The organism is Paenibacillus agilis, from assembly GCF_007786455.1.
Taxonomy (GTDB): Bacteria; Bacillota; Bacilli; order Paenibacillales; family Paenibacillaceae; genus Paenibacillus_B; species Paenibacillus_B agilis.
In genome coordinates this window covers 2,321,750-2,341,952 of the sequence record NZ_VNJK01000001.1, presented here as the reverse complement: position 1 = coordinate 2,341,952, position 20,203 = coordinate 2,321,750, and the positions used below count along the sequence as shown (strand labels likewise).

The 20,203-nt window shown below is 41.9% G+C and carries 19 protein-coding genes and 1 pseudogene; 16 read left to right on the top strand and 4 right to left on the bottom strand.

Features of this window, described 5'->3' with window-relative positions; all coding sequences use genetic code 11:
* Nucleotides 1-251 precede the first annotated feature (251 nt).
* Complete coding sequence (locus tag FPZ44_RS10510; RefSeq protein ID WP_144989948.1) at nt 252-605, top strand: HesB/IscA family protein; 354 nt, start codon at nt 252-254, stop codon at nt 603-605.
* Nucleotides 606-1,144: 539 nt separating this feature from the next.
* Nucleotides 1,145-2,461 carry an alpha/beta hydrolase family protein gene (locus tag FPZ44_RS10505; RefSeq protein WP_186785990.1) on the top strand — a complete coding sequence of 439 codons (1,317 nt, stop codon included), beginning with the start codon at nt 1,145-1,147 and terminating at the stop codon, nt 2,459-2,461.
* 63 nt (nt 2,462-2,524) lie between these two features.
* On the opposite strand, the gene FPZ44_RS10500 is transcribed toward FPZ44_RS10505, so the two are convergent.
* Complete coding sequence (locus FPZ44_RS10500; protein WP_144989944.1) at nt 2,525-4,249, bottom strand: DUF11 domain-containing protein; 1,725 nt, start codon at nt 4,247-4,249, stop codon at nt 2,525-2,527.
* Between the two features lie 349 nt (nt 4,250-4,598).
* Here FPZ44_RS10500 and ahpC point away from each other — a divergent pair, with 349 nt between their 5' ends.
* Together ahpC and ahpF are read left to right on the top strand one after the other, a co-directional pair.
* On the top strand, nt 4,599-5,162 hold the full coding sequence (ahpC, locus tag FPZ44_RS10495; protein ID WP_144989943.1) for an alkyl hydroperoxide reductase subunit C: 564 nt from the start codon (nt 4,599-4,601) through the stop codon (nt 5,160-5,162).
* Between the two features lie 13 nt (nt 5,163-5,175).
* The gene (ahpF, locus tag FPZ44_RS10490) at nt 5,176-6,705 is read left to right on the top strand and encodes an alkyl hydroperoxide reductase subunit F (RefSeq protein ID WP_144989941.1); all 1,530 of its coding nucleotides are present in this window, start codon (nt 5,176-5,178) and stop codon (nt 6,703-6,705) included.
* A 156-nt stretch (nt 6,706-6,861) separates the two neighbouring features.
* Here the strand turns inward: ahpF and FPZ44_RS10485 are convergent, their stop codons facing one another.
* Nucleotides 6,862-7,497, bottom strand: coding sequence for a helix-turn-helix transcriptional regulator (locus FPZ44_RS10485; protein ID WP_144989939.1), 636 nt, complete (start codon nt 7,495-7,497; stop codon nt 6,862-6,864).
* Nucleotides 7,498-7,737: 240 nt separating this feature from the next.
* On the opposite strand from FPZ44_RS10485, the gene FPZ44_RS10480 reads away from it, so the two are divergent.
* The 3 genes and pseudogenes from FPZ44_RS10480 to FPZ44_RS10470 all read left to right on the top strand — a co-directional run.
* Nucleotides 7,738-8,067, top strand: coding sequence for a HesB/YadR/YfhF family protein (locus FPZ44_RS10480; RefSeq protein WP_144989937.1), 330 nt, complete (start codon nt 7,738-7,740; stop codon nt 8,065-8,067).
* Between the two features lie 117 nt (nt 8,068-8,184).
* Entirely contained in the window at nt 8,185-9,183 is a 999-nt protein-coding gene (locus FPZ44_RS10475) for an NAD(P)/FAD-dependent oxidoreductase (protein WP_144989935.1), read from the top strand.
* Between the two features lie 79 nt (nt 9,184-9,262).
* Nucleotides 9,263-9,433: pseudogene (locus FPZ44_RS10470) on the top strand (amidase); the annotation flags it as partial.
* 57 nt (nt 9,434-9,490) lie between these two features.
* Here the strand turns inward: FPZ44_RS10470 and FPZ44_RS10465 are convergent.
* On the bottom strand, nt 9,491-10,186 hold the full coding sequence (locus FPZ44_RS10465) for a Crp/Fnr family transcriptional regulator (RefSeq protein ID WP_144989933.1): 696 nt from the start codon (nt 10,184-10,186) through the stop codon (nt 9,491-9,493).
* 86 nt (nt 10,187-10,272) lie between these two features.
* Here FPZ44_RS10465 and FPZ44_RS10460 point away from each other — a divergent pair, with 86 nt between their 5' ends.
* The 3 genes from FPZ44_RS10460 to FPZ44_RS10450 all read left to right on the top strand — a co-directional run bounded on the left by FPZ44_RS10460 (nt 10,273) and on the right by FPZ44_RS10450 (nt 13,241).
* Complete coding sequence (locus tag FPZ44_RS10460; protein ID WP_144989931.1) at nt 10,273-11,034, top strand: HAD-IIB family hydrolase; 762 nt, start codon at nt 10,273-10,275, stop codon at nt 11,032-11,034.
* A 163-nt stretch (nt 11,035-11,197) separates the two neighbouring features.
* Nucleotides 11,198-12,325, top strand: a complete 1,128-nt coding sequence (locus FPZ44_RS10455) for an NAD(P)/FAD-dependent oxidoreductase (RefSeq protein WP_144989928.1) — start codon at nt 11,198-11,200, stop codon at nt 12,323-12,325.
* A 130-nt stretch (nt 12,326-12,455) separates the two neighbouring features.
* Nucleotides 12,456-13,241: a hypothetical protein gene (locus tag FPZ44_RS10450; RefSeq protein WP_144989926.1), complete on the top strand. Its 786-nt coding sequence runs from the start codon at nt 12,456-12,458 to the stop codon at nt 13,239-13,241.
* Between the two features lie 133 nt (nt 13,242-13,374).
* On the opposite strand, the gene FPZ44_RS10445 is transcribed toward FPZ44_RS10450, so the two are convergent.
* Nucleotides 13,375-13,884: a hypothetical protein gene (locus FPZ44_RS10445; protein WP_472795739.1), complete on the bottom strand. Its 510-nt coding sequence runs from the start codon at nt 13,882-13,884 to the stop codon at nt 13,375-13,377.
* A 383-nt stretch (nt 13,885-14,267) separates the two neighbouring features.
* Here FPZ44_RS10445 and FPZ44_RS10440 point away from each other — a divergent pair, with 383 nt between their 5' ends.
* The 6 genes from FPZ44_RS10440 to FPZ44_RS10415 all read left to right on the top strand — a co-directional run bounded on the left by FPZ44_RS10440 (nt 14,268) and on the right by FPZ44_RS10415 (nt 20,195).
* The gene (locus FPZ44_RS10440) at nt 14,268-15,092 is read left to right on the top strand and encodes a MerR family transcriptional regulator (protein ID WP_144989922.1); all 825 of its coding nucleotides are present in this window, start codon (nt 14,268-14,270) and stop codon (nt 15,090-15,092) included.
* Nucleotides 15,093-15,149: 57 nt separating this feature from the next.
* On the top strand, nt 15,150-16,172 hold the full coding sequence (locus FPZ44_RS10435; protein WP_144989920.1) for a serine hydrolase domain-containing protein: 1,023 nt from the start codon (nt 15,150-15,152) through the stop codon (nt 16,170-16,172).
* Nucleotides 16,173-16,385: 213 nt separating this feature from the next.
* A complete protein-coding gene (gene rbsK, locus FPZ44_RS10430) occupies nt 16,386-17,294 on the top strand; it encodes a ribokinase (RefSeq protein WP_144989918.1) in 909 nt (302 codons plus the stop codon).
* Between the two features lie 32 nt (nt 17,295-17,326).
* A complete protein-coding gene (gene rbsD, locus FPZ44_RS10425) occupies nt 17,327-17,725 on the top strand; it encodes a D-ribose pyranase (protein WP_144989916.1) in 399 nt (132 codons plus the stop codon).
* Between the two features lie 30 nt (nt 17,726-17,755).
* Complete coding sequence (locus tag FPZ44_RS10420) at nt 17,756-19,258, top strand: sugar ABC transporter ATP-binding protein (RefSeq protein WP_144989914.1); 1,503 nt, start codon at nt 17,756-17,758, stop codon at nt 19,256-19,258.
* Nucleotides 19,248-20,195: an ABC transporter permease gene (locus FPZ44_RS10415; RefSeq protein ID WP_144989913.1), complete on the top strand. Its 948-nt coding sequence runs from the start codon at nt 19,248-19,250 to the stop codon at nt 20,193-20,195. The genes FPZ44_RS10420 and FPZ44_RS10415 overlap by 11 nt, the downstream gene beginning before the upstream one ends.
* The last annotated feature ends 8 nt before the right edge of the window (nt 20,196-20,203 follow it).

The window sequence follows — 20,203 nt, the reverse complement described above, 5'->3', positions numbered from 1 at the left end:
CTTCTCAATCATATGAACATTTTTCTTGCATGCACATAATGAAGTGGCACATTCTATAAGCCTTATTTTTGATAGGAGAGAATTCAAGTACTCTAGCTACCCATTCATTTTTTAGATTACTAAATATATATTTGAGTATAAAAAATATATTTATTGACGATGAGGTTCATTTGGGTTAGCATTTGCTCAAGAACATATTATACCTTTTGGTATAAATAATGAGTTAATCTTCTATTTATGAGGTGAATACGATGATCGAAATTAGTGATAATGCTGCTGCCCAAATTAACGAAATGCTTAGCAGTTTGGATTGGCAGAACGTATTTTTACGTGTTGGAGTCGTCGATGGAGGGTGTAGCGGTTTGTCCTATGACTTGCGCCCAGACGATACAAAGACGGAAGACGATCTTACATTTGAGGAAAAAGGGGTGCCAGTTATTATGGATGCCAAGAGCGCCGAGTTCCTCGTCGGATTGAAAATTGACTATAAAGTGCAAGGTATGACAGGGGGATTCACCATGGATAACCCAAACGTGAGAGCGAGCTGTGGATGTGGGGCAAGCTTTAGAACAGCTACATATCGAGGCAATGTGAACAAATGCTAAAGTCTACTCAGAACGAACGTGCCTTCACTTAGAGATAGATGGTTGTATCCATATGTAATCTAGTCTTTTATACGGAAATTTTTTAATGGAGCCGAAGTGAAAAACTGAGGTTCTTTTTTTCGTTCATTACAATACAAAATCGTCATGAAGGATAAATACCATTCTGAGTCGTCCATTATAAGCAGCACATCTACGTGCATGAACATGAACAACGATTAGACTCTCTTCATTTGCCTCAGCACTACGATTCTTCTACATCTTCTGTATGATCTTACACATCAGTCACATCAAGAAAGCAGCTGCATGACATAGATGTTAGGTCTCAACATTTCTAGCAGTTACTTTATTAAAATGATTCTCTATCCTTGAAACAACCTAAAAGAAATGGGGTACTCACGTTGCGCACCAAGGCAGAAACATTTCATAAAGCTTTTTTATGCGCTCTAATCGTAAGCGTTATTGCCGCACTAATTCCTAACGGACTTACAAATTCGGCATTTGCAAAATCAGCGGCCTTCAGGGAGGAGAGAGTTACTTTCGTGAGTGGCACAGGGGAATTCGAAGAAGTCATCGAAGGAACCATTTTAATCCCTAATCATACATCTTCCGCCTATCCAGGTATTGTACTTGCGCATGGCTCTGGTATCAACAAAGAGGGGGGAGGAGGAAATCAAACAGCAGTCCGCAAAGAAGCCGAGGTATTTGCTAAAGCAGGATTAATCACTTTACTATACAACAAACGCAGCAAAGGCTACTCCAAAACGAATCGATCCTATGAGCTGCTAGCGCAGGATTTAATAGCAGGGGTCCGGGCTTTACAAAAGAGATCAGATGTGATCAAGAACAAAGTTGGCGTTTGGGGGCTTAGTGAAGGAGCCTGGGTAGCTCCGATTGCAGCAACGAAGTCTACAGACATTGCTTTTGTCATTACGAGTGGAGGACCAGGAATTTCTCCGATACAGCAGCAGACATGGAATGTGGAAAATCGCCTACGCCATCAAGGAATAACGAATCAATCTGCCATTCAAGCCCTAGTACGCAATGGGGCTGGTATTATGCTGTCATTATCTCGATCCGAATCAGATAGGCATGATCCCGTACCGGTGCTCCAGAACGTTCATCAACCTTTTCTAGCGCTATGGGGCAGCATTGATCGGCAGGTCCCGCCTGCAGAAAGTGCACAAATTTTTAAAGATGCTTTTGAGAGCTCTGGAAATCGGTATTACACGCTGCAATTTATTGAGGGAGCCGATCATTCGATTTACAACAATACAGATGATGGATTTCGGACACTAAAGACACTGTATCCTGGCTATGCAGAGGCAATGACATCTTGGATACAACAAGTAGTTGAAGATAAACCTCCTGTGGCTAAAATGATAGGGAAAACACCCGTGCAGATGAGCTCAAGTCCGGAAGAAGTAGTGAAAATAGACTGGTATGATTTATATTGGCTGCATTTAAGCGTTTCAGCATTTATATTGATCATTTGCTTGTTTGCACTCAGTGTATCTCTTGTAAATAAAATTCGAAATCATAAGCCGCTGCTCATTAAAGGGTATAGCAATTGGATCTGCTTGTCAGCTATGATTTCAATCATTGGCTTCTGGCTGTATCTTGTATCGATTTGGATGAACGGTGGAAGAGATGTCGGATGGGTTGTGTTCGGAACCCCATTCCTGTGGCTGCTTCTCCAAACCGTATCTACGGCAGCTGTTATTCTAACTGTTATATCAATTGTGCATACTCTACGAAAAAGGGAACGGCAAGGAAGGAATAAGATGGAGCTTCTTGTTATTGGGACAGGTATCATCTATATACCATGGGCCTTGTACTGGCATCTTTGTTTCTTTTAAGGGAATAGGGCAATAAGCTAAATAAGTTGAGGCGCTTCCAACAGATGGAGCGCCTTGTTTCGTTTACTTTTCATGTTCTTCTAATTTAATAACAACGATATTCGAACGAATACTTAATGTGTCCGTAGAGCCAACAGGTCGATAGCTTACGGTGGCATGATTGCGTAGCTTGTGATTTTTAGGCAAGCTAATTTGCTTTACGCAGTAGGAAATCTCAACGGATTGCCCCGATTCAAGGTTGAGCAGCGAGATACCAGCTGCTGGCTTTGACTTAGGGTTGGACTTGCCATTGATGTTCACACTTCTAGGAATGAATTTCGTTCCGTCTTCAAAATTATTGGTGAATATGACATGTTCGAGAGGTGAGTCGCTCGCGTTAGTCACTTTGAATGTGAAGTATAAAGTGTCTCCTAAATATGCGGATTTGTTCGCTATTTTCTGTTTAACTTTAAGTGGAATAGGGCTACCTTTTACTACTGCCTGCGCTTTTTGCGGCGCTTGTATCACGAAGAATACTTCATTAGATGAAATATTTCCTTCTACGATAGGGCCATCTGCTACACTGCGATATTGAAACTTGGCGAATGCTTTATTAGAAATAGAAATCGTGTCACTATGCTGAGAATGTGCTGGCATTTTTACTTTATAGATGACAGTAATCGATTGTTCTGGAACTAATGTGCCGACAAAAATACCGTCCGTAGGATTCATGTCAGGCGGAGCAAGCTTTCTATTGATACATACACTTTCAGGTATGAGTAGCGTGTGATCAGCTAAAGAGTCGGTAATGATTACGGATTCGACTGAGGTCATGCCTGTATTTTGGACAACGATGGAATAGGTTAAGGCTTGCTCTTCTAGTTTATCTGATCGATTTACACGCATAGTAACTTCTAGTTGAGGTTGGTTAATATCAATACTGATTCCGGCAGCGTATAAGTTGTAAAAATCGCCTGTAGTGCGGAATTGAAACATGGCAGATGTCTGACTGTTTGATAGGGATTGAGAAATATCTATATTGGAAATGTCCCAGCGGCGACTACTGACGATCTTTGTACCTGTTTCATTTTTATAGTTATAGGGCATAGCCAATGTGCTGTGTGTAGTTAGGGCGTTGCTATTTTCCACTTGCAAAGAATTGAAGAAATGAGCAAAAACATCGTTAGGGTTGGTAAGATCGATTGGATTCGCTGTAGCAATTTCAAGAAGATCTGAATGGTGCTCATCTCTTTCCCCAATACACATGGCTAATTTCCCAGCTACTGGACCGCTAAGGGGTGTACCGAAACCGCTAATTGTTGTCGTCACGGATGATGAAGGATTAACGCGAACTCCGCCCACATTTAAGCTTAAGTTTCTTAACGGTAAAGTAGTGTGTTCATAAATAACACAAAGTGTCCATCCGATTAACTTACATGATGTATCTTTATGACGCATACTCGTAGAGGTACTGTTTACAATGTACGCTCCTGCGCCTCCTACTTGAATAATATCGGTGACGTTAGCAGATCGAAAATACTCATTTTCTCCGATATAAGAAGCCGTTTCTGGATCGGCTTGAATACGGAATTTAGTTCCCTCTGGAGTTGTTAAATGAATAGGCGCTTCTTTGGAAATATGTAAGTTACTTCTAATATGGGTAAGTGATCCTGCCCAAACAAGTTCTGCGTACAGCACACGGCTCTCTGGAGGTAGAAGCAGCTCAGCAATGGAGCTCACACCTAATGCATTGCCTGCAAAGGTAAGGTCTCCTGAAGCATTACCCGAAAATCGAAGCATTAATGTCATAGTCACACCTCCTTATAATGCTGCACGTAGCCTGCTTTCTGTTACATACGTATGCAGCTAGATCGTGTAGATGCATGATTGCAACGCGCTTATTTCATTTATATGCCTTTCATTGTAATACGAATACGATCATGAATTTAGCAGCATAATGAATAATGTTCATGTTCTGTTAAGCGTACCCAAACTGAAAAAGGTTCTCATTTTATAATCATTATAAATAGCTTGACAGATTGCATCGTCTAGTAAATAATAATGATTATAAAGTGAGTTCGACAGCTATTTTTTAGCATGTCCTGAACTTGCTCTATATTTAATAAAAATAAATTGAGAAGTCAAAGGAGATATAAACATGTCACTAATCGGAACAGAAGTACAACCATTTAAAGCACAAGCATTCCAAAACGGTAAATTCCTTGAAGTTTCTGAGCAAAACTTCAAAGGTCAATGGAGCGTAGTTTGCTTCTACCCAGCTGACTTCACGTTCGTTTGCCCAACAGAGCTAGAAGATTTGCAAAACCAATACGCAGAGTTGAAACAACTTGGCGTTGAAGTATATTCCGTATCTACAGATACTCATTTCACACATAAAGCTTGGCATGCAAGCTCTCCTGCAATCGGTAAGGTTGAGTACATTATGATCGGCGATCCATCCCATGTGATCTCCCGTAACTTCGATGTATTGATCGAGTCCGCTGGTCTTGCAGATCGCGGAACGTTCATCATCGACCCAGACGGTGTTATCCAAACAGTTGAAATCACTGCTGGTGGTATCGGCCGTGATGCAAGTGCACTTATCAGCAAAATCAAAGCAGCACAATACGTGCGCAACAACCCAGGTGAAGTTTGCCCAGCGAAATGGCAAGAAGGCAGCGAAACGCTTAAGCCTAGCCTTGATCTTGTAGGCAAAATCTAAGGTGGGATAATAAATGGCACTCGATCATGACATCAAACAACAGCTAGTACAATATCTTCAACTCTTAGAAGGGGATATCGTTCTGAAAGTTAGTGCGGGCAATGATCCTGCATCTATGGAGATGATGTCTCTAATAGATGAGCTTGCCAGTATGTCCACGATGATCACAGTCGAAACAGCACAATTACCTCGAACACCAAGCTTTAGTGTGAACCGTGTAGGTGAAGAGACGGGCGTATCCTTTGCAGGTACGCCGCTCGGGCATGAGTTTACTTCTTTAGTATTGGCTTTGCTACAGGTAAGTGGAAGAGCTCCTAAAGTAGATCAAAGTATCATCGATCAAATTAAGAGCATTGAAGGCGAGTATAAGTTTGAATCTTATATTAGTCTCAGCTGTCATAACTGTCCTGATGTGGTACAAGCACTAAACTTGATGAGTATCTTTAATTCTGGCATTTCGCATACGATGATTGACGGTGCAGTATTCAAAGAAGAGGTAGAAACAAAGAACGTAATGGCGGTTCCAAGCGTCTACCTCAACGGCGAGTTTTTCGAAAGCGGTCGTACGACAGTCGAAGAAATTCTTGCGAAGTTGGGTACGGCTCCAGATGCATCTGAGTTTGATAAGAAGGAACCGTATGATGTACTCGTTGTCGGCGGCGGCCCAGCAGGTGCAAGTGCAGCGATTTACGCGGCTCGCAAAGGGATTCGCACGGGTATTGTTGCTGATCGTTTCGGTGGTCAGGTCAATGATACGTTGGGCATCGAGAATTTCATTAGTGTGAAATACACAGAAGGTCCTAAGCTTGTCGCTAGTATCGAAGAGCAAGTGAAAGAGTATGGTATTGATGTTATGAAAACACAACGTGCGACACGTCTAGACAAGAATGATTTCATTGAAATTGAGCTTGAAAATGGTGCTGTTCTTAAGAGTAAGACGGTTATCATTTCGACGGGTGCTCGTTGGCGTAATATCGGTGTTCCTGGGGAAACAGAATTCAAGAACAAAGGGGTAGCTTACTGCCCGCATTGTGACGGTCCTCTGTTCGCAGGCAAAGATGTTGCGGTTGTTGGCGGTGGCAACTCTGGTGTTGAAGCAGCGATTGATCTCGCTGGTATTGTAAGACATGTAACGGTACTTGAGTTCGCTCCAGAACTCAAAGCCGATGCTGTGTTGCAAGATCGCCTGTACAGCTTACCGAATGTAACGGTTCTGAAAAACGTTCAAACGAAGGAACTAACGGGAACTGATAAGTTAAACGGGATTTCTTATATTGAACGTGATTCAGGAGAAGTGAAACATATCGAGCTGCAAGGTGTCTTTGTCCAGATTGGTCTTGTGCCAAATACAGATTGGTTAGCGGATACGGTTGAACGTACGCGTATGGGTGAAATCGTTGTAAACAGCCATGGAGCAACAAATATACCTGGTGTATTTGCTGCTGGTGATTGCACGAACAGTCCATACAAGCAGATCATCATTTCAATGGGATCTGGTGCGACTGCCGCTCTAGGTGCGTTTGATTACTTAATTCGCAATTAGTCTGTATTAAATGAAAATGACAGCCCTCACTTATTATGAAGTGGGGGCTGTTGCTCTATAAATGAATCACTATTGAATAACATTTTAAAATGTAAAGAAGACGCGTCCCTTTCTGTAAAAAAGCAGGAAAGAGAAGCGTCTTTTACTATTTGTGCACTATTCTTTATCAAATGTCACGACAAATTTGCAGAAGTTATCTCCATCTGTGCGACAGCAGGTTCTCGATATATCATCAGCGTCTAGTACATGCTTCAACATATCGGTTTCGCAATGACAAGCAGTCTTATATTCTCTTGCAACAGAAAGAATAGGGCAGTTGTATTCCACTAATTCATAGGTGTTGTCATCAATTTGCGAATACCCAGCCATATATCCTTTTTCATTTTGAATGTGAACCATCTCTGTCATTTTCTCGGAAGCGGTCTTGCTATGCATTCTTGTATGATACTCATTCGTCAGCCGCTCCTGTCTCTTGTCAAAGAGGCGCTGAATGGCTTCGTTACCATACAGCTCTTTAATATCATGAAGAAATTCAATACTAATTCCATCATAATTTTTAGGGAATAATGCCTCCGCCTTTTCCGATAAGGAGTAGGTTTGAATTGGTCTCCCCATTGGCTGCCTGACCTCATTCGTTACAAGCAGTCCGTCTTTTTCCAGAACAATTAAATGCTTTCTTACAGCCATATGGGTTATATCTAGAAGTTCTTTAAGTTCATTTACAGTTAAGACGACTTCTTTTTTTAACAAGTTCACAATTTTATCTTTTGTACTTTTTTTTGTAATATCCATGCAACTATCCCTCCAATAAACAGGTGGAGTTAACTATCAATAAACACCGTAGTTTTCACTCAAATTTTAATTTTATAATTATACTATAAAGTATAAAATATGAATAGATAGCTGAAAATATAAGAGGCAGTCGGTATATATTCACATAGAAGTTTATTGACTATTTTAATTAAAAGATATTATACTTAAAAATATAAAAAGTATAGCATAATCATAGAATAGTGAGAAGATACACAATAAATGAACGAGCCATTTGTAAGGATGGCGTGGATAAACAAGAAATGGAGTGAAATCACCATGGAAATCATTGTGTCTGAAAATGCGATCCGTTCTTTCCAACAGGAATGGGGGCTGGCAGATGGCCAGTATGTGAGAGTATATGCAAAATACGTCGGTGCAAGCGATGATGCGTTCTCTATTGGAATAAATGCGAGTGCAGACCCCATTGATCCTGCTCTTGTGAAATCTATTGGTGGTTATCAATTTTTTATTGAGCATAGTGACGCATGGAAGTTTAAAAATAGAGTGTTGAACATAGACAGTAACGAAGATGGGATCTTCTTTCAGTAAGAGCATTTCGTGTCTGTAAGTATGTATGCTTTGCTAATAAAAAATATATAAGGTATACATATTGATTACATGAAGTGAAGAGAAACCATTTTGTGTTACTGTGAGAGGAGAAACATCATGCAGGAGCAAAAAACAAATGAAATCGTGGATATGATTATTATCGGTGGAGGTCCAGCAGGTATGTTTGCCGGGTTCTATGCGGGCATGCGAAGTGCAAGTGCGCGAATTATTGATAGTATGCCGCAATTAGGAGGCCAACTGGCAGCTCTATATCCGGAAAAATATATTTATGATGTTGCAGGGTTTCCTAAGGTTACAGCCCAGGAGCTTGTAGATCGGTTAAAAGATCAAATGAGTGCTTTCCCTGTTGATGTAAAGCTGGAGGAGAAAGTGCTGCAAGTCATAAAGGAAGATGAACGTCAATTCAAAGTGGTTACGAATAAAGGGGAACACATTGGTCGTTCTGTTATTATTGCAGGAGGTGTGGGCTCTTTTGAGCCAAGAAAGCTTGATCTTCCTGAAGCAGCTACGTTTGAAGGAAAAGGACTTCACTATTTCATTGGTGACTTACAGTCCTTTGCTGGACAAGACGTAGTCGTATGTGGAGGGGGAGACTCTGCTGTCGACTGGTCCCTAATGCTTGAAGGCGTTGCTAATAGCGTAACGATTATTCATCGTAGAGACAAATTCAGAGCTCATGAACATAGTGTTGAGAATTTGATGAAATCGAGCGTTAACGTTCTGACTTTCATGGACGTCAAACAGCTTGGTGGCGATGATCGCTTAAAAGAGATTACGATCGCAAACAATCGTACGGGTGAAGAAAAGCGCATTGCTTGTGATGCGTTAATCGTGAATTACGGCTTTGTTTCTTCCCTAGGCCCTGTCTCTGAATGGGGATTAGATATCGAAAAAGGTTCCATCTGTGTCGATACGAAAATGCAGACAAATATACCAGGTATTTTTGCTGCAGGAGATATTACGACATACCCTGGTAAATTGAAGCTTATTGCTGTTGGGCTAGGTGAAGCGCCAACGGCGATTAACAACGCTAAAGTGTATATTGATCCAAGCGCAAAACTATCACCAGGTCACAGCAGCAATATGAAGTTTTAACGATTAGGTAAATACGTCGTCAAATAGCTTAAATTTGCAAAAGCCCGCAAGCATCTTGCGGGCTTTTTTATATGCGTATGCGAAAGCGGGTTACCCTTCCATTGCAGTTCCAGCTGGATTCCAATCGAATGGCAGGCCGTTCGGTGTTACGTTTGCCGGAACGGCCTTTAGCGAACCAACACTCATTCGTATTGCTTATGCGTTCGAACAGAAAACGAAACATAGAAGAATGCCAGAGCTAAAGTGCTGAAAATTTCTATGTTATCGCAAGGGGTGCTGGAAGTAGGCTGGTTCATTTATGTATGTATTAATCGTAAAGCATTCCATTTGACAGCTCGTCCAATCGTTCCCAATCCAACACGTATAGCTTTTTCTTTTCTTTACGAATAATATTCATCTCATTCAGCTTTACAATTACACGATTTAGATGTCGTGGCGTCGTTCCTATTAAAGATGCAATCTCAGAGATATGTGGCGTGAGCATCTCCTTGCCGAACTCATTTTTAAGACGAGTCGTTAATAGGTAGCTTGCAAAGCGCTCTTCAACCGAGGCTAGCAAATTTATTCTTGAAGCGGTCGTACAAGTTTGAAGTTTATAGGAAAGATGCTTAAGCAGCTCATGTAAAAAGGTATAGCTTGTCATCAGTTCTGTTTCGACGGTACGCTTGTTAATGAATAAAAAAGTTGTCATTTCAACCGCTTCCACCTGAGACTGAATCACTACCTGTTGAATTAATTCAATATCACCGAATACAGATAATGGGTGGCAGAACCGCAGCAGCAACGCTTTCCCTGTCTCTACACTGGATGACACTTTTGTTTTTCCTGCAACTTGAAAATATATTCCGTCAAGCTCTTCGCCTTCTCTGAGTATGAGCTCATTGGGCTCATATATGCGAAGTTGTAGTGGCACGGAGTTGGGTTGTGATTGCATGAATAGATTATCGAGCTGGTATTTCACAAGATAATGCTGAATTGTATCTCCATCATGAATGATTTTCATCGTTTTCTCCTCATTTGAGACATCTGTCCTTTTTATTATACAAGCAATTGCTATGATAAATATCAGAAAAGGAAGGAGAATAAACGATGAAAATTGTTTTTGATTTGGACGGGACGATCTGTTTTTCAGGAAAGCCGCTAAGCGAGAAAATGATTAAAGCTCTCGATCTCCTCGTGAATAAAGGTCATGAAATTATTTTTGCCTCAGCAAGACCGATTCGTGATCTGTTGCCCGTCATTCCTGAGCATATGCATCATTATCCGATGGTTGGTGGGAATGGGGCATTTGTGGCAGCAGGAGGAGAGATTCTTTCTGCCGTTCATTTTGATAAGGATACAACGGACAGTCTGCTTCAGTTAATAAAGAAATACGAGGCAACTTATTTAATAGATAGCAAATGGGACTATGCATATACAGGCGCCGAGGATCATCCGATTAGGAGAAATGTGGACCCAGAGCAGCGGGCACAACTTAGACGTTTAGAAGAGCTAGAGGAGATTGTGAAAATAGTCATTTTACATAGCCTTGATCAGCAAAGTTTACTAAGTAAGCTGCAGCAGCTTCCGATCGTTATTCATATGCACGGATCTGAAGACATCATAGATATTAGCCCCGTAGGTGTTGATAAATGGGCAGGGCTACAAGCATTGGGACTGCGGTCACAAGAATTTATTGCGTTTGGCAACGATGCCAATGACATGTCCATGTTCAAGCACGCTCAACGCTCCATTTGTGTAGGGAATCATCCTGAGCTTGCGAGCATGGCAACCGAAAAGATCATTAATGAGGAAGAACGAGTGGTCGACAAAGTTATACACTTATTTCACGAACGTGTAGCTGTGGAGTAGATGGTAAGTTGCCTCTTCTTTTGTACGATGATGTACTTCACTTTCTTTAGGATGAATTACTGTTATGATGATGGTTGTTGTTATCTAAAATCAATCGTTCATGTTATGCTTTTAGGCATAATTCGCTATAATGGATACATGGATTTAGGAAAGGAATGCAATCATAATGAAAGTCATCATAGTAGGAGCAGGAATTCTAGGGGCATCTACCGCATACCACTTAGCAAAAATGGGTGCAGAGGTTCTGGTCGTAGACCGTAAAGATAAAGGACAAGCTACGGATGCAGCAGCAGGTATTATTTGCCCATGGTTAACTCAACGACGTAATCAAGCTTGGTACCGTCTAGCGAAGGCTGGTGCACGTTTTTACCCTGAATTGATTGAACAACTCGAGAGCGAGGGGGAAAGCGAAACGGGCTATGCTCAAGTTGGATCGCTAAGTCTTCATCATGATTTGGACAAAATCAACAAGATGGAAGAGCGAGCACATCTCAGAAGAGCAGATGCACCAGAAATCGGTGAGATTACCCTGCTTGATGAAAATGAAAGCCGTGAGCAGTTTCCTCTGTTAGCAGAAGGGTATCATGCTGTGCATATTAGTGGTGCTGCCCGTGTAGATGGTCGTGCACTGCGAGATGCTCTTATGCAATCTGCACAAAGAAACGGGGCTGTCCTCATCCACGGGGATGCCACGCTGCAATATCAGTTGAACTGTGTAACCGGAGTAACAGTTGGTGCAGAAAGCCACTCTGCTGACGTAGTCGTCGTTTGTGCGGGGGCGTGGGCCAAACCACTTCTACAACCTTTAGGCATTAACTTTAAGGTAAGTTATCAAAAAGCGCAAATTATGCATGTACAAGTTCAAGACGGACAAGATACGAGCACGTGGCCTGTCGTTATGCCTCCTTCTGATCAATATCTGTTAGCATTTGATAATCAGAAGATTGTAATTGGGGCAACACATGAAGATGATATAGAAGGCTACGATACAAGAGTAACACCTGGTGGCATGCAGGAAGTTCTGAACAAAGGATTAACTTTGGCGCCTGGGCTAGCTAGCAGTACATTTGAAGAGGTACGTGTTGGTTTTCGACCGTTTACACCCGGCTTTCTTCCAGTTATCGGGGCATTTCCAGCGTGGGAAGGTCTTATCGCTGCGAATGGTCTTGGTTCGTCTGGATTAACAATGGGGCCTTATATAGGAAGCCAGCTAGCAAAATTAGCACTTGGATTGGAACTAGATATCGATATAAATGATTACGATATTAGTAAAGCAATAGAAGAAGGTTGAAGTTGTGAAAAGCAGGAGAAGATCTTCTGCTTTTTTTCATTTTTTTCTCTTTAAAGCAAATTACGTCACAATTGCACTAGTTGATGGTGTTATACATCATGAGACCCTACTGAAGAGAGGAAAAACAACCATGAAAACGACAATGAAATTAGCAATTGCGACGCTTAGCGGATTACTGCTGTTCAGCTCTATGAATCTAGCTGCGGAGGCGGCAACCTCGTCAACGTCAGGAAGCAATGTAAAGTGGAAGGAAATAGCGTCCAAGCCAAAATCTGAATCCAAAGCAGATAAGTTAGTAAAAGAAGAGTTGGACAAAATTGAGGAACTAGTCAAGAAAAATCCTAATGATATGTATATCGTATATGTCAGCAACGATTTAACGAAAAAGAAAACGAACGAGGTTTTCTCGATGGGAGGTTCAGTATTAGAGTTTTCTACATACAAAGATTATTGGAACAAAGCTTCTACGTTGAAAGATATCGTGCTGCAGCAGCCTGCTGATCTTCCAGAAGGATATAATTTTACGCATGGAGAAATTTGGGGACCGTACAGTACGGAATTAAGTGCTGAATTGAAGGCAGAAGCCAAAAAGCTGGGAAAACAGATTCACTGGAAAAAAGTAAACTGGACGCGTGCGAACTCAATCGAGTTAGAGTATAAGAGTGAAGAGCATTATATTAAATTTAGATACATTCTGGAAGATAAGAAGGATGCTAAAGCTTCTAAAGGTTTCACTTATGAATCAGCGGATGAGGCTATGAAGAAATTTCCTAAACTGAGCAAAAATCATGAATATATAGTTAACACTCTTTATTGGACTGAAAAAGGGAAGTATTATTCCATCACAACAAATCCAGACAGTCCATTAACAAAGGAAGATTTAATAAAATTGGCTAAAACGATGGTTAAAAAGTAGATCTTAGTCATTCATTACGGCTTCATTTTCATTGTATACAAATATAATCTCATGCGACGGATACTCAGGCTTATCAGGAGTATCCGTCTTTTCGCACCTATTCAATGATCTAGCCTAATCATCCAGCTTTGGATTATTTCTTCTTTTTTCTTCGTTTGTTTACCCACTTGTTCTTAGCTGTTCCACCTCCACCGACAGCATGCTGTTGTTTCGTTCCTGCACTCTCAATGGCAGAGTTCGTCCCGCCAGTGCTGTATTTTCCAGCGCCGCTTGCCACTTGTGTAGCAGAAGCATTAACAGCATTGGCAGGTAGCTTCACAATTTGATCGTTGAGCACGACAACAATTTCTTTGAAGGGACGACGTGTTTTTCCTCTATTGTTTATACGGTATGGTTTGAGGTCAGCAGCCTTCAACCATTCATTCGTGGCCGTTCCTCCAGCGCCGACACTTTGCTGCTGCTGTGTATAGGGTGACTTGATAGCAGCATTGTTCCCAGCGGCGCTGCTGCGGCCTGCACCGCTTGCGATTTGAGTTGTATTGGGTGCGTTCGTAAACTGATGATTTACAACGAATACCAACCTATCAACCCCGGCCAAGGGTGTTCTAGTAATAATACGCTTTTTTCCTTTTTCTATAATAATAGTGAGTCGATCTGTTTTCCTAACCACGGAACATCCTCCTTATCACTATAGATTTTTAAGTTTTTAATAAGTATATGTCCTTATGATGAAACGGTAAGGGATAGGTGCCAAGTAGGTTATGGTATACTTTTAAAATATAGATGAGATAATCCCTGTTCTGATAAGCTAACCCTTATTGGACGGGGATTTTTAGTGGATAGCAAAGAGTGCTCAATTACAGCATTTAGCAGAGGGCTGATTGAAATATGGCGGATAACTTCATTTGAATTTTGGTGTTGACCTTGCCCTTAGGAGAAGGTGTACAGTGAAATGGAAGCAAGTTCCGGTAGGAAGATGTATCATGCAGCTTACATTACATGACAACGTAGAATGGAGGCGATTTAGTGCTATCGATAGGCGAATTCTCAAAAATTTGTGAAGTATCTACAAAAACGCTGCGCTATTATGCCGAAATTGGCTTAATTCAACCTGAAGAGATTAACCCTGAGAATGGTTATAGATATTATTCCATCAACCAGCTCAAGAAGATGCTCTTCATTAATCGATTGAAATCTTATCAATTTTCGCTGGAAGAAATAAAAGCTATTTTGGAGTTGGAAGAGGATCAAGCAGAAGAGGAGCTCTGTTCTGTCCTTAATCGCAAACGAAGAGAGATAGACGACAAGCTAAGTACTTTGAAATATACCCTAAAACAAATGACCCATGATATTTCAAATTTAGAAAAAGGTATTCCGATTATGTCTTACTTTGACCAAATAGACGTACAGCTTGTTGAGATACAACCGTTGAATATTTTGTATATACGCAAAATGATGAGCAAGGATGACTATGCTGCTGGATATGGAATGTATTTTAACAACCTGTACGAAAAGATTTCGACCGGACGATTAACGATTCTAGGTGCACCGATGACGATTTATCACAGTCCAGACTATAACCCTGCAGGCAATGATACGGAGTTTGCTATTCCAATAAAAGAGGCGGTAAAGGGAACAAGAGATTTCTCTGGTGGTCTCTGTGCAAAGACGATACTAAACGGTCCTTATTCAGAGTTGACATCGGTTTATGCAAAGTTAAGAGAATGGGTGGAAGATGAAGGCTATGAATTGGTGTATTCACCTTATGAGATATACGCAACTGATCCTAAACAAGGCGCAGCACCTGAAGATATGGTCACTGAGGTGTATTTCCCTGTAAAGAAAAAGTAGTCGCAATATTTGATAGAAGATCAGCACTACTATCGTCACTCTAGGAGGTATGCACACATGGAGAGAAACAATTGGCCAACGACAGAATGGCAAACCGAAGACCCGACCGCTTTGAAGATGGACGCCAACAAGTTTATAGACCTTGAACGTTTGATCAAAACCAATCACCAGAACATAAACGGTATCGTTGTCGTGAGAAATGGTTATATCGCTTTCGAAAACTATTTTAATGGCTATGGCCAGAATGATACGCATCATGTAGCATCTGTGACGAAAAGTATCGTATCTGCGCTCGTTGGTATTGCTGTAGATCAGGGTTACATTAAAAATGTAGACCAAAAGGTTTTGGATTTCTTCCCTGAATATGTACCTGATCCAGCAGATAGGCAAAAACGAGAAATCACGATACGACATCTTCTTACGATGACAGCTCCGTATCCATTTGAGGATTGGCGTGAACCGCTGGATAAGTTATGCATGCAGCCTGATTGGGTATCTTATACGTTGAATATGCTTGGCCAAAATGGTGCAATCGGCGCCTTTAAGTATTCTACCGCCGGAGCGCATTTGCTCTCAGCTATCCTTACACGCAGTACAGGAAAAAGTGCTCGTGAATTTGCCAACAAGCATTTATTTTGCCCCATCGGCATGAAAGAAATTCCGCAGTATGAAATGGAGTCATTTGGCTTTGAGGACTTATTTGGGAATAAGGTGAAAGGGTGGGTTCATGACCCCAATGGCTATTCCACAGGAGGTTGGGGGCTTACACTAACTCCACGTGATATGGCACGTTTCGGATGGTTGTATTTGAATAGCGGCAGGTGGGACAATCAATCGCTCATTTCGGAAAAATGGATAGATGAATCAACAGTGATGAACCCTAATCATTACGGCTATCTATGGTGGCTACGAGAAGAGGATGGTGTTCGTGCATACTTAGCACTTGGGGATGGAGGCAATGTCATTTGCTGCATGCCAGAACTAGACATAGTCGTAACTATAGCATCATCATTTATGATGAATTCGAGCGATAGGTGGGCATTGATTAAAGAATGCATTCTTCCGGCAGTTATAGCGTAAATTCAAGTATATAAGCGTAGAAGTTTAGTAAATCCATCCTAAAGGAATCATCACAGGATGGATTTTTTTGTCGTGTCTATGCTTGAATGAATATTCCATGCATCTATAATCCATATTTTATGAGATTGACTATTTTAAATTAGCGTACTATGATTTATGTGTAAACGGTTACACAAAGTAAAGCACATTTTGATATAGACAAGGGGTGCAAGCATGAAGAAGCCCAAAATTACAGTTGTGGGAAGTTTAAATATAGACATGGTCACGGAAACAAACCAATTTCCGAATCAAGGTGAAACCGTAATTGGAACCGCTTTCTATAGCTTTTTTGGCGGGAAAGGTGCGAATCAAGCAGTAGCGTGTGCACGTCTTGGCGCGCAGGTAACCATGATTGGCGCAGTTGGTGAAGATCTTTTTGCGAAACAGCTTTTAGAAACATTAGATAAAGAAGGCATTCATACGAAATGTGTGAAAACGGTTCCACATCAAACAACAGGTGTTGCAACGATTACTTTATATGATAACGATAACCGAATTATTGTTACACCTGGTGCCAATCACAGCTTGCTACCTGAAGATGTAGTGTCCCTAAAGGAAGTTATCGCTGATTCCGATATGGTGCTGTTGCAGCAGGAAATTCCTTTTGAAACCGTAGAAGCAACGATAAGGCTTGCGAATGAATTACAAGTCCCGGTAATGTTGAATCCCGCACCAGCGATTGAGCTGCCTAGTGAGCTGCTGAAGCAGGTGGATGTCATTACGCCTAATGAATATGAGCTTGCTGTATTGCTGGGACTCGATGAAAAGCAGGTCCAATCGTTCGAGTACATTATTAAGTGGTATCCGTATCGCATCGTAATGACAGGTGGAAGCAGCGGAGCTTTTTATAAATCGTCTACTGGTGAGATTAAGCATGAACCAGGAAGACAAGTAGAGGTCATTGATACAACTGGTGCAGGCGATACCTTCAATGGGGCATTGGCGGTAAGACTTAGCGAAGGCTCGACGCTAGATGAGGCAGTAAAGTTTGCTGTAGCGGCCAGTGCATTATCCGTTACTAAGCTTGGCGCACAGAGTGGTATGCCTACACGCTCTGAAGTAACGCAGTTTATGGCAGAATAAGCTTACGAAATGACGTGGAGAGGGACTTAACGATGAAAAAAACTGGCATATTAAATAGTGACATTGCAGCAGTGATTGCCAAAATGGGCCATACCGACTGTATTGTAATTGGCGATTGCGGACTTCCTATTCCAGATACGGTTCAACGAATTGATTTGGCTGTAAAGCCTGGACTCCCATCCTATCTAGACACATTGGAAGCAGTACTTGCAGATATGGAAGTTGAAGCGGTTACCATTGCAAGTGAAATGACAGAGCAAAATGAAAAAATATATGAGGGCACAAAGCGACTCCTAGGCGATATTATAGTCAAGCAAGTGACTCATGAGGAATTTAAAGCATTAACCTTTCAAGCTAAGGCGGTCATTCGCACAGGCGAAGCAACACCATATGCGAACATTATTCTTCAATCGGGTGTGTTCTTTTCATAGGAGCTTTTGTTGAGCAAAGGGGTGATAAAGATGGAAGCATTATTCGAAATGAGAGGCATTCATAAATCCTTTTCTTCCGTGCAAGTATTAAAGGGAGCTGCATTTCAGCTCAAGCCAGGCGAGATTCACGCACTAATGGGTGAGAATGGTGCAGGTAAATCGACTTTAATGAAGATACTAACAGGCGTGTACAAAGCTGACTCCGGTTCAATTAAAGTTAAGGGCAAAGAGGTCATGTTCACAGACCCGAAGCAAGCTGAGGAAATGGGTGTAGCGATTATTCATCAAGAGCTGAACATTATTCCTAAGCTGACCGTTACGGAAAACATGTTTCTCGGTAGACAACTTACTTACGGCAAAACAGGGTTTGTACGAGATAAAGAGATGAAGCGCAGAACTCGCGAATATTTGCAGCGATTAGGTGTTGATATCGATCCAGATGCGTCTGCAGATACACTATCAATTGGTCAGCAGCAAATGATCGAAATTGCGAAAGCGCTATCAAAAAATGCCGAGGTCCTTATTATGGACGAGCCTACTGCGGCATTAACGGATCGTGAAATTGAAGCACTGTTTAAAATTATGAACCAGCTCCGCAGTGAAGGAGTCGGCATCGTCTACATTTCACATCGAATGGAAGAAATTTTTCTCATGTGCGACCGCATTTCTGTTCTACGAGATGGCTCGTTTATTGGAACGGAGGACATTTCTGAAACGACGATTGAGCATATCGTTCATATGATGGTCGGTCGTGAGATTGGTGAGCGGTACCCAGAGCGCAGTAGCAAGATTGGCGATGAGCGTCTTCGGGTGGAGGATTTAAGCGATGGCAAGAAGGTAAATGGCATTAGCTTTTCAGCGAGGGCTGGAGAAATCGTAGGTGTTGCGGGGCTAATGGGTGCAGGACGAACGGAAATCGCACGTATGCTGTTCGGAGCCAATAAGAAAAAGCAAGGTAAAATTTTTATTGATGGACAAGAGGTAGCGATAACGAGCCCGTCAAAAGCGATTGAATCAGGAATCGTGTTCGTAACCGAGGATCGCAAGCATCAAGGGTTAGTGTTGGGGATGTCTGTCCGTGAAAATTTATCGCTAACTAATTACAAGCATATTTCAAACTATGGGGTTATTTCGTCCAAAAAGGAAGAAGAGCTGTCTGAGAAAATGATTAAGCGCTTCCATATACGGACGCGTGATCCCGAACAGACTGTAAAATCGCTAAGCGGCGGCAATCAGCAGAAGGTAGCCATTGGTAAATGGCTCGGCGAACTGCCTAAAGTGTTTATTCTGGATGAGCCAACAAGAGGGGTAGACGTTGGAGCGAAAAAGGAAATTTATACGATGATGAACGAGCTGAGCGAACAAGGCGTCACCATCATTATGATTTCATCGGATTTGCCAGAGGTTTTAGGTGTCAGCGACCGTGTCATCGTTGTTCATGAAGGACGCATCGCTTCTATTTTGGACAAATCAGAAATGAATCAAGAAACCATTATGCACGCAGCGACAGGGGGAAGCAGCAATGGCCACTGACAAAAAACAGCTATCATCGACATTGCAAAAGCTAGGTCCACTCATCGGACTCCTTATTATTATAGCCATTTTAATTATCGCAAGCCCAAACTTTTTGACGCTCAATAACATATTGAATGTGTTCCGCCAAGTATCTATTAATGCGCTAATCGCGTTCGGTATGACCTTCGTCATCCTTACAGGGGGCATCGACTTATCCGTAGGTGCAACGCTTGCATTATCCGGAGCGCTGACCGCAGGGTTGCTGAATGGGGGGATGGACCCAGTAACCGCCATTATGATTGGACTCGCTTCCGGTGCTGTGATGGGTACAATTAACGGTGTTCTCGTTACGAAGGCTAAGATTGCTCCATTTATCGCAACGTTGGCGACAATGACTATCTACCGCGGCTTGGCACTTGTTTACACGGATGGTAGACCGATAACAGGATTTAATAGTGAATTTTTCACAATGGTGGGTGGCGGTTACTTCTTCGGGGTTCCAGTTCCAGTCATTATTATGATTATCATTTTCGCGGTATTATTCTTCCTCCTTCGCAAAACGACTTTCGGCAGAAACGTATACGCAATTGGGGGAAATGAAGAAGCTTCACTTCTTTCCGGTATCAAGACGGGCCGTGTGAAAATTTATGTCTATGCCCTGACTGGTTTGTTGGCATCGCTTGCAGGGATTATTCTAACATCTCGTCTGAACTCCGCTCAGGCAAATGCCGGTATGGGCTATGAACTTGATGCAATAGCAGCGGTCGTACTGGGAGGAACCAGCTTATCAGGAGGTAAAGGGTGGATTGTAGGTACATTAATAGGGGCACTCATCATAGGCGTCTTGAATAATGGCTTGAATTTACTAGGAGTCTCCTCCTTCTATCAACAGGTTGTGAAAGGGTTGGTTATTCTGTTGGCGGTCTTGCTGGACCGTAAGAAAGCAAATAGTTAACGTACCAT

Bases quoted from the DNA above. Each gene is read 5' to 3' on its own strand.
- FPZ44_RS10420 (WP_144989914.1), top strand. From the start codon at position 17,756: ATGGAAGCATTATTCGAAATGAGAGGCATTCATAAATCCTTTTCTTCC.
- FPZ44_RS10450 (WP_144989926.1), top strand. From the start codon at position 12,456: ATGAAAACGACAATGAAATTAGCAATTGCGACGCTTAGCGGATTACTG.
- FPZ44_RS10485 (WP_144989939.1), bottom strand. From the start codon at position 7,497: ATGGATATTACAAAAAAAAGTACAAAAGATAAAATTGTGAACTTGTTA.
- FPZ44_RS10500 (WP_144989944.1), bottom strand. From the start codon at position 4,249: ATGACATTAATGCTTCGATTTTCGGGTAATGCTTCAGGAGACCTTACC.
- rbsD (WP_144989916.1), top strand. From the start codon at position 17,327: ATGAAAAAAACTGGCATATTAAATAGTGACATTGCAGCAGTGATTGCC.
- FPZ44_RS10435 (WP_144989920.1), top strand. From the start codon at position 15,150: ATGGAGAGAAACAATTGGCCAACGACAGAATGGCAAACCGAAGACCCG.
- rbsK (WP_144989918.1), top strand. From the start codon at position 16,386: ATGAAGAAGCCCAAAATTACAGTTGTGGGAAGTTTAAATATAGACATG.
- FPZ44_RS10415 (WP_144989913.1), top strand. From the start codon at position 19,248: ATGGCCACTGACAAAAAACAGCTATCATCGACATTGCAAAAGCTAGGT.
- FPZ44_RS10475 (WP_144989935.1), top strand. From the start codon at position 8,185: ATGCAGGAGCAAAAAACAAATGAAATCGTGGATATGATTATTATCGGT.
- FPZ44_RS10480 (WP_144989937.1), top strand. From the start codon at position 7,738: ATGAACGAGCCATTTGTAAGGATGGCGTGGATAAACAAGAAATGGAGT.
- ahpC (WP_144989943.1), top strand. From the start codon at position 4,599: ATGTCACTAATCGGAACAGAAGTACAACCATTTAAAGCACAAGCATTC.
- FPZ44_RS10465 (WP_144989933.1), bottom strand. From the start codon at position 10,186: ATGAAAATCATTCATGATGGAGATACAATTCAGCATTATCTTGTGAAA.
- FPZ44_RS10510 (WP_144989948.1), top strand. From the start codon at position 252: ATGATCGAAATTAGTGATAATGCTGCTGCCCAAATTAACGAAATGCTT.
- FPZ44_RS10460 (WP_144989931.1), top strand. From the start codon at position 10,273: ATGAAAATTGTTTTTGATTTGGACGGGACGATCTGTTTTTCAGGAAAG.
- ahpF (WP_144989941.1), top strand. From the start codon at position 5,176: ATGGCACTCGATCATGACATCAAACAACAGCTAGTACAATATCTTCAA.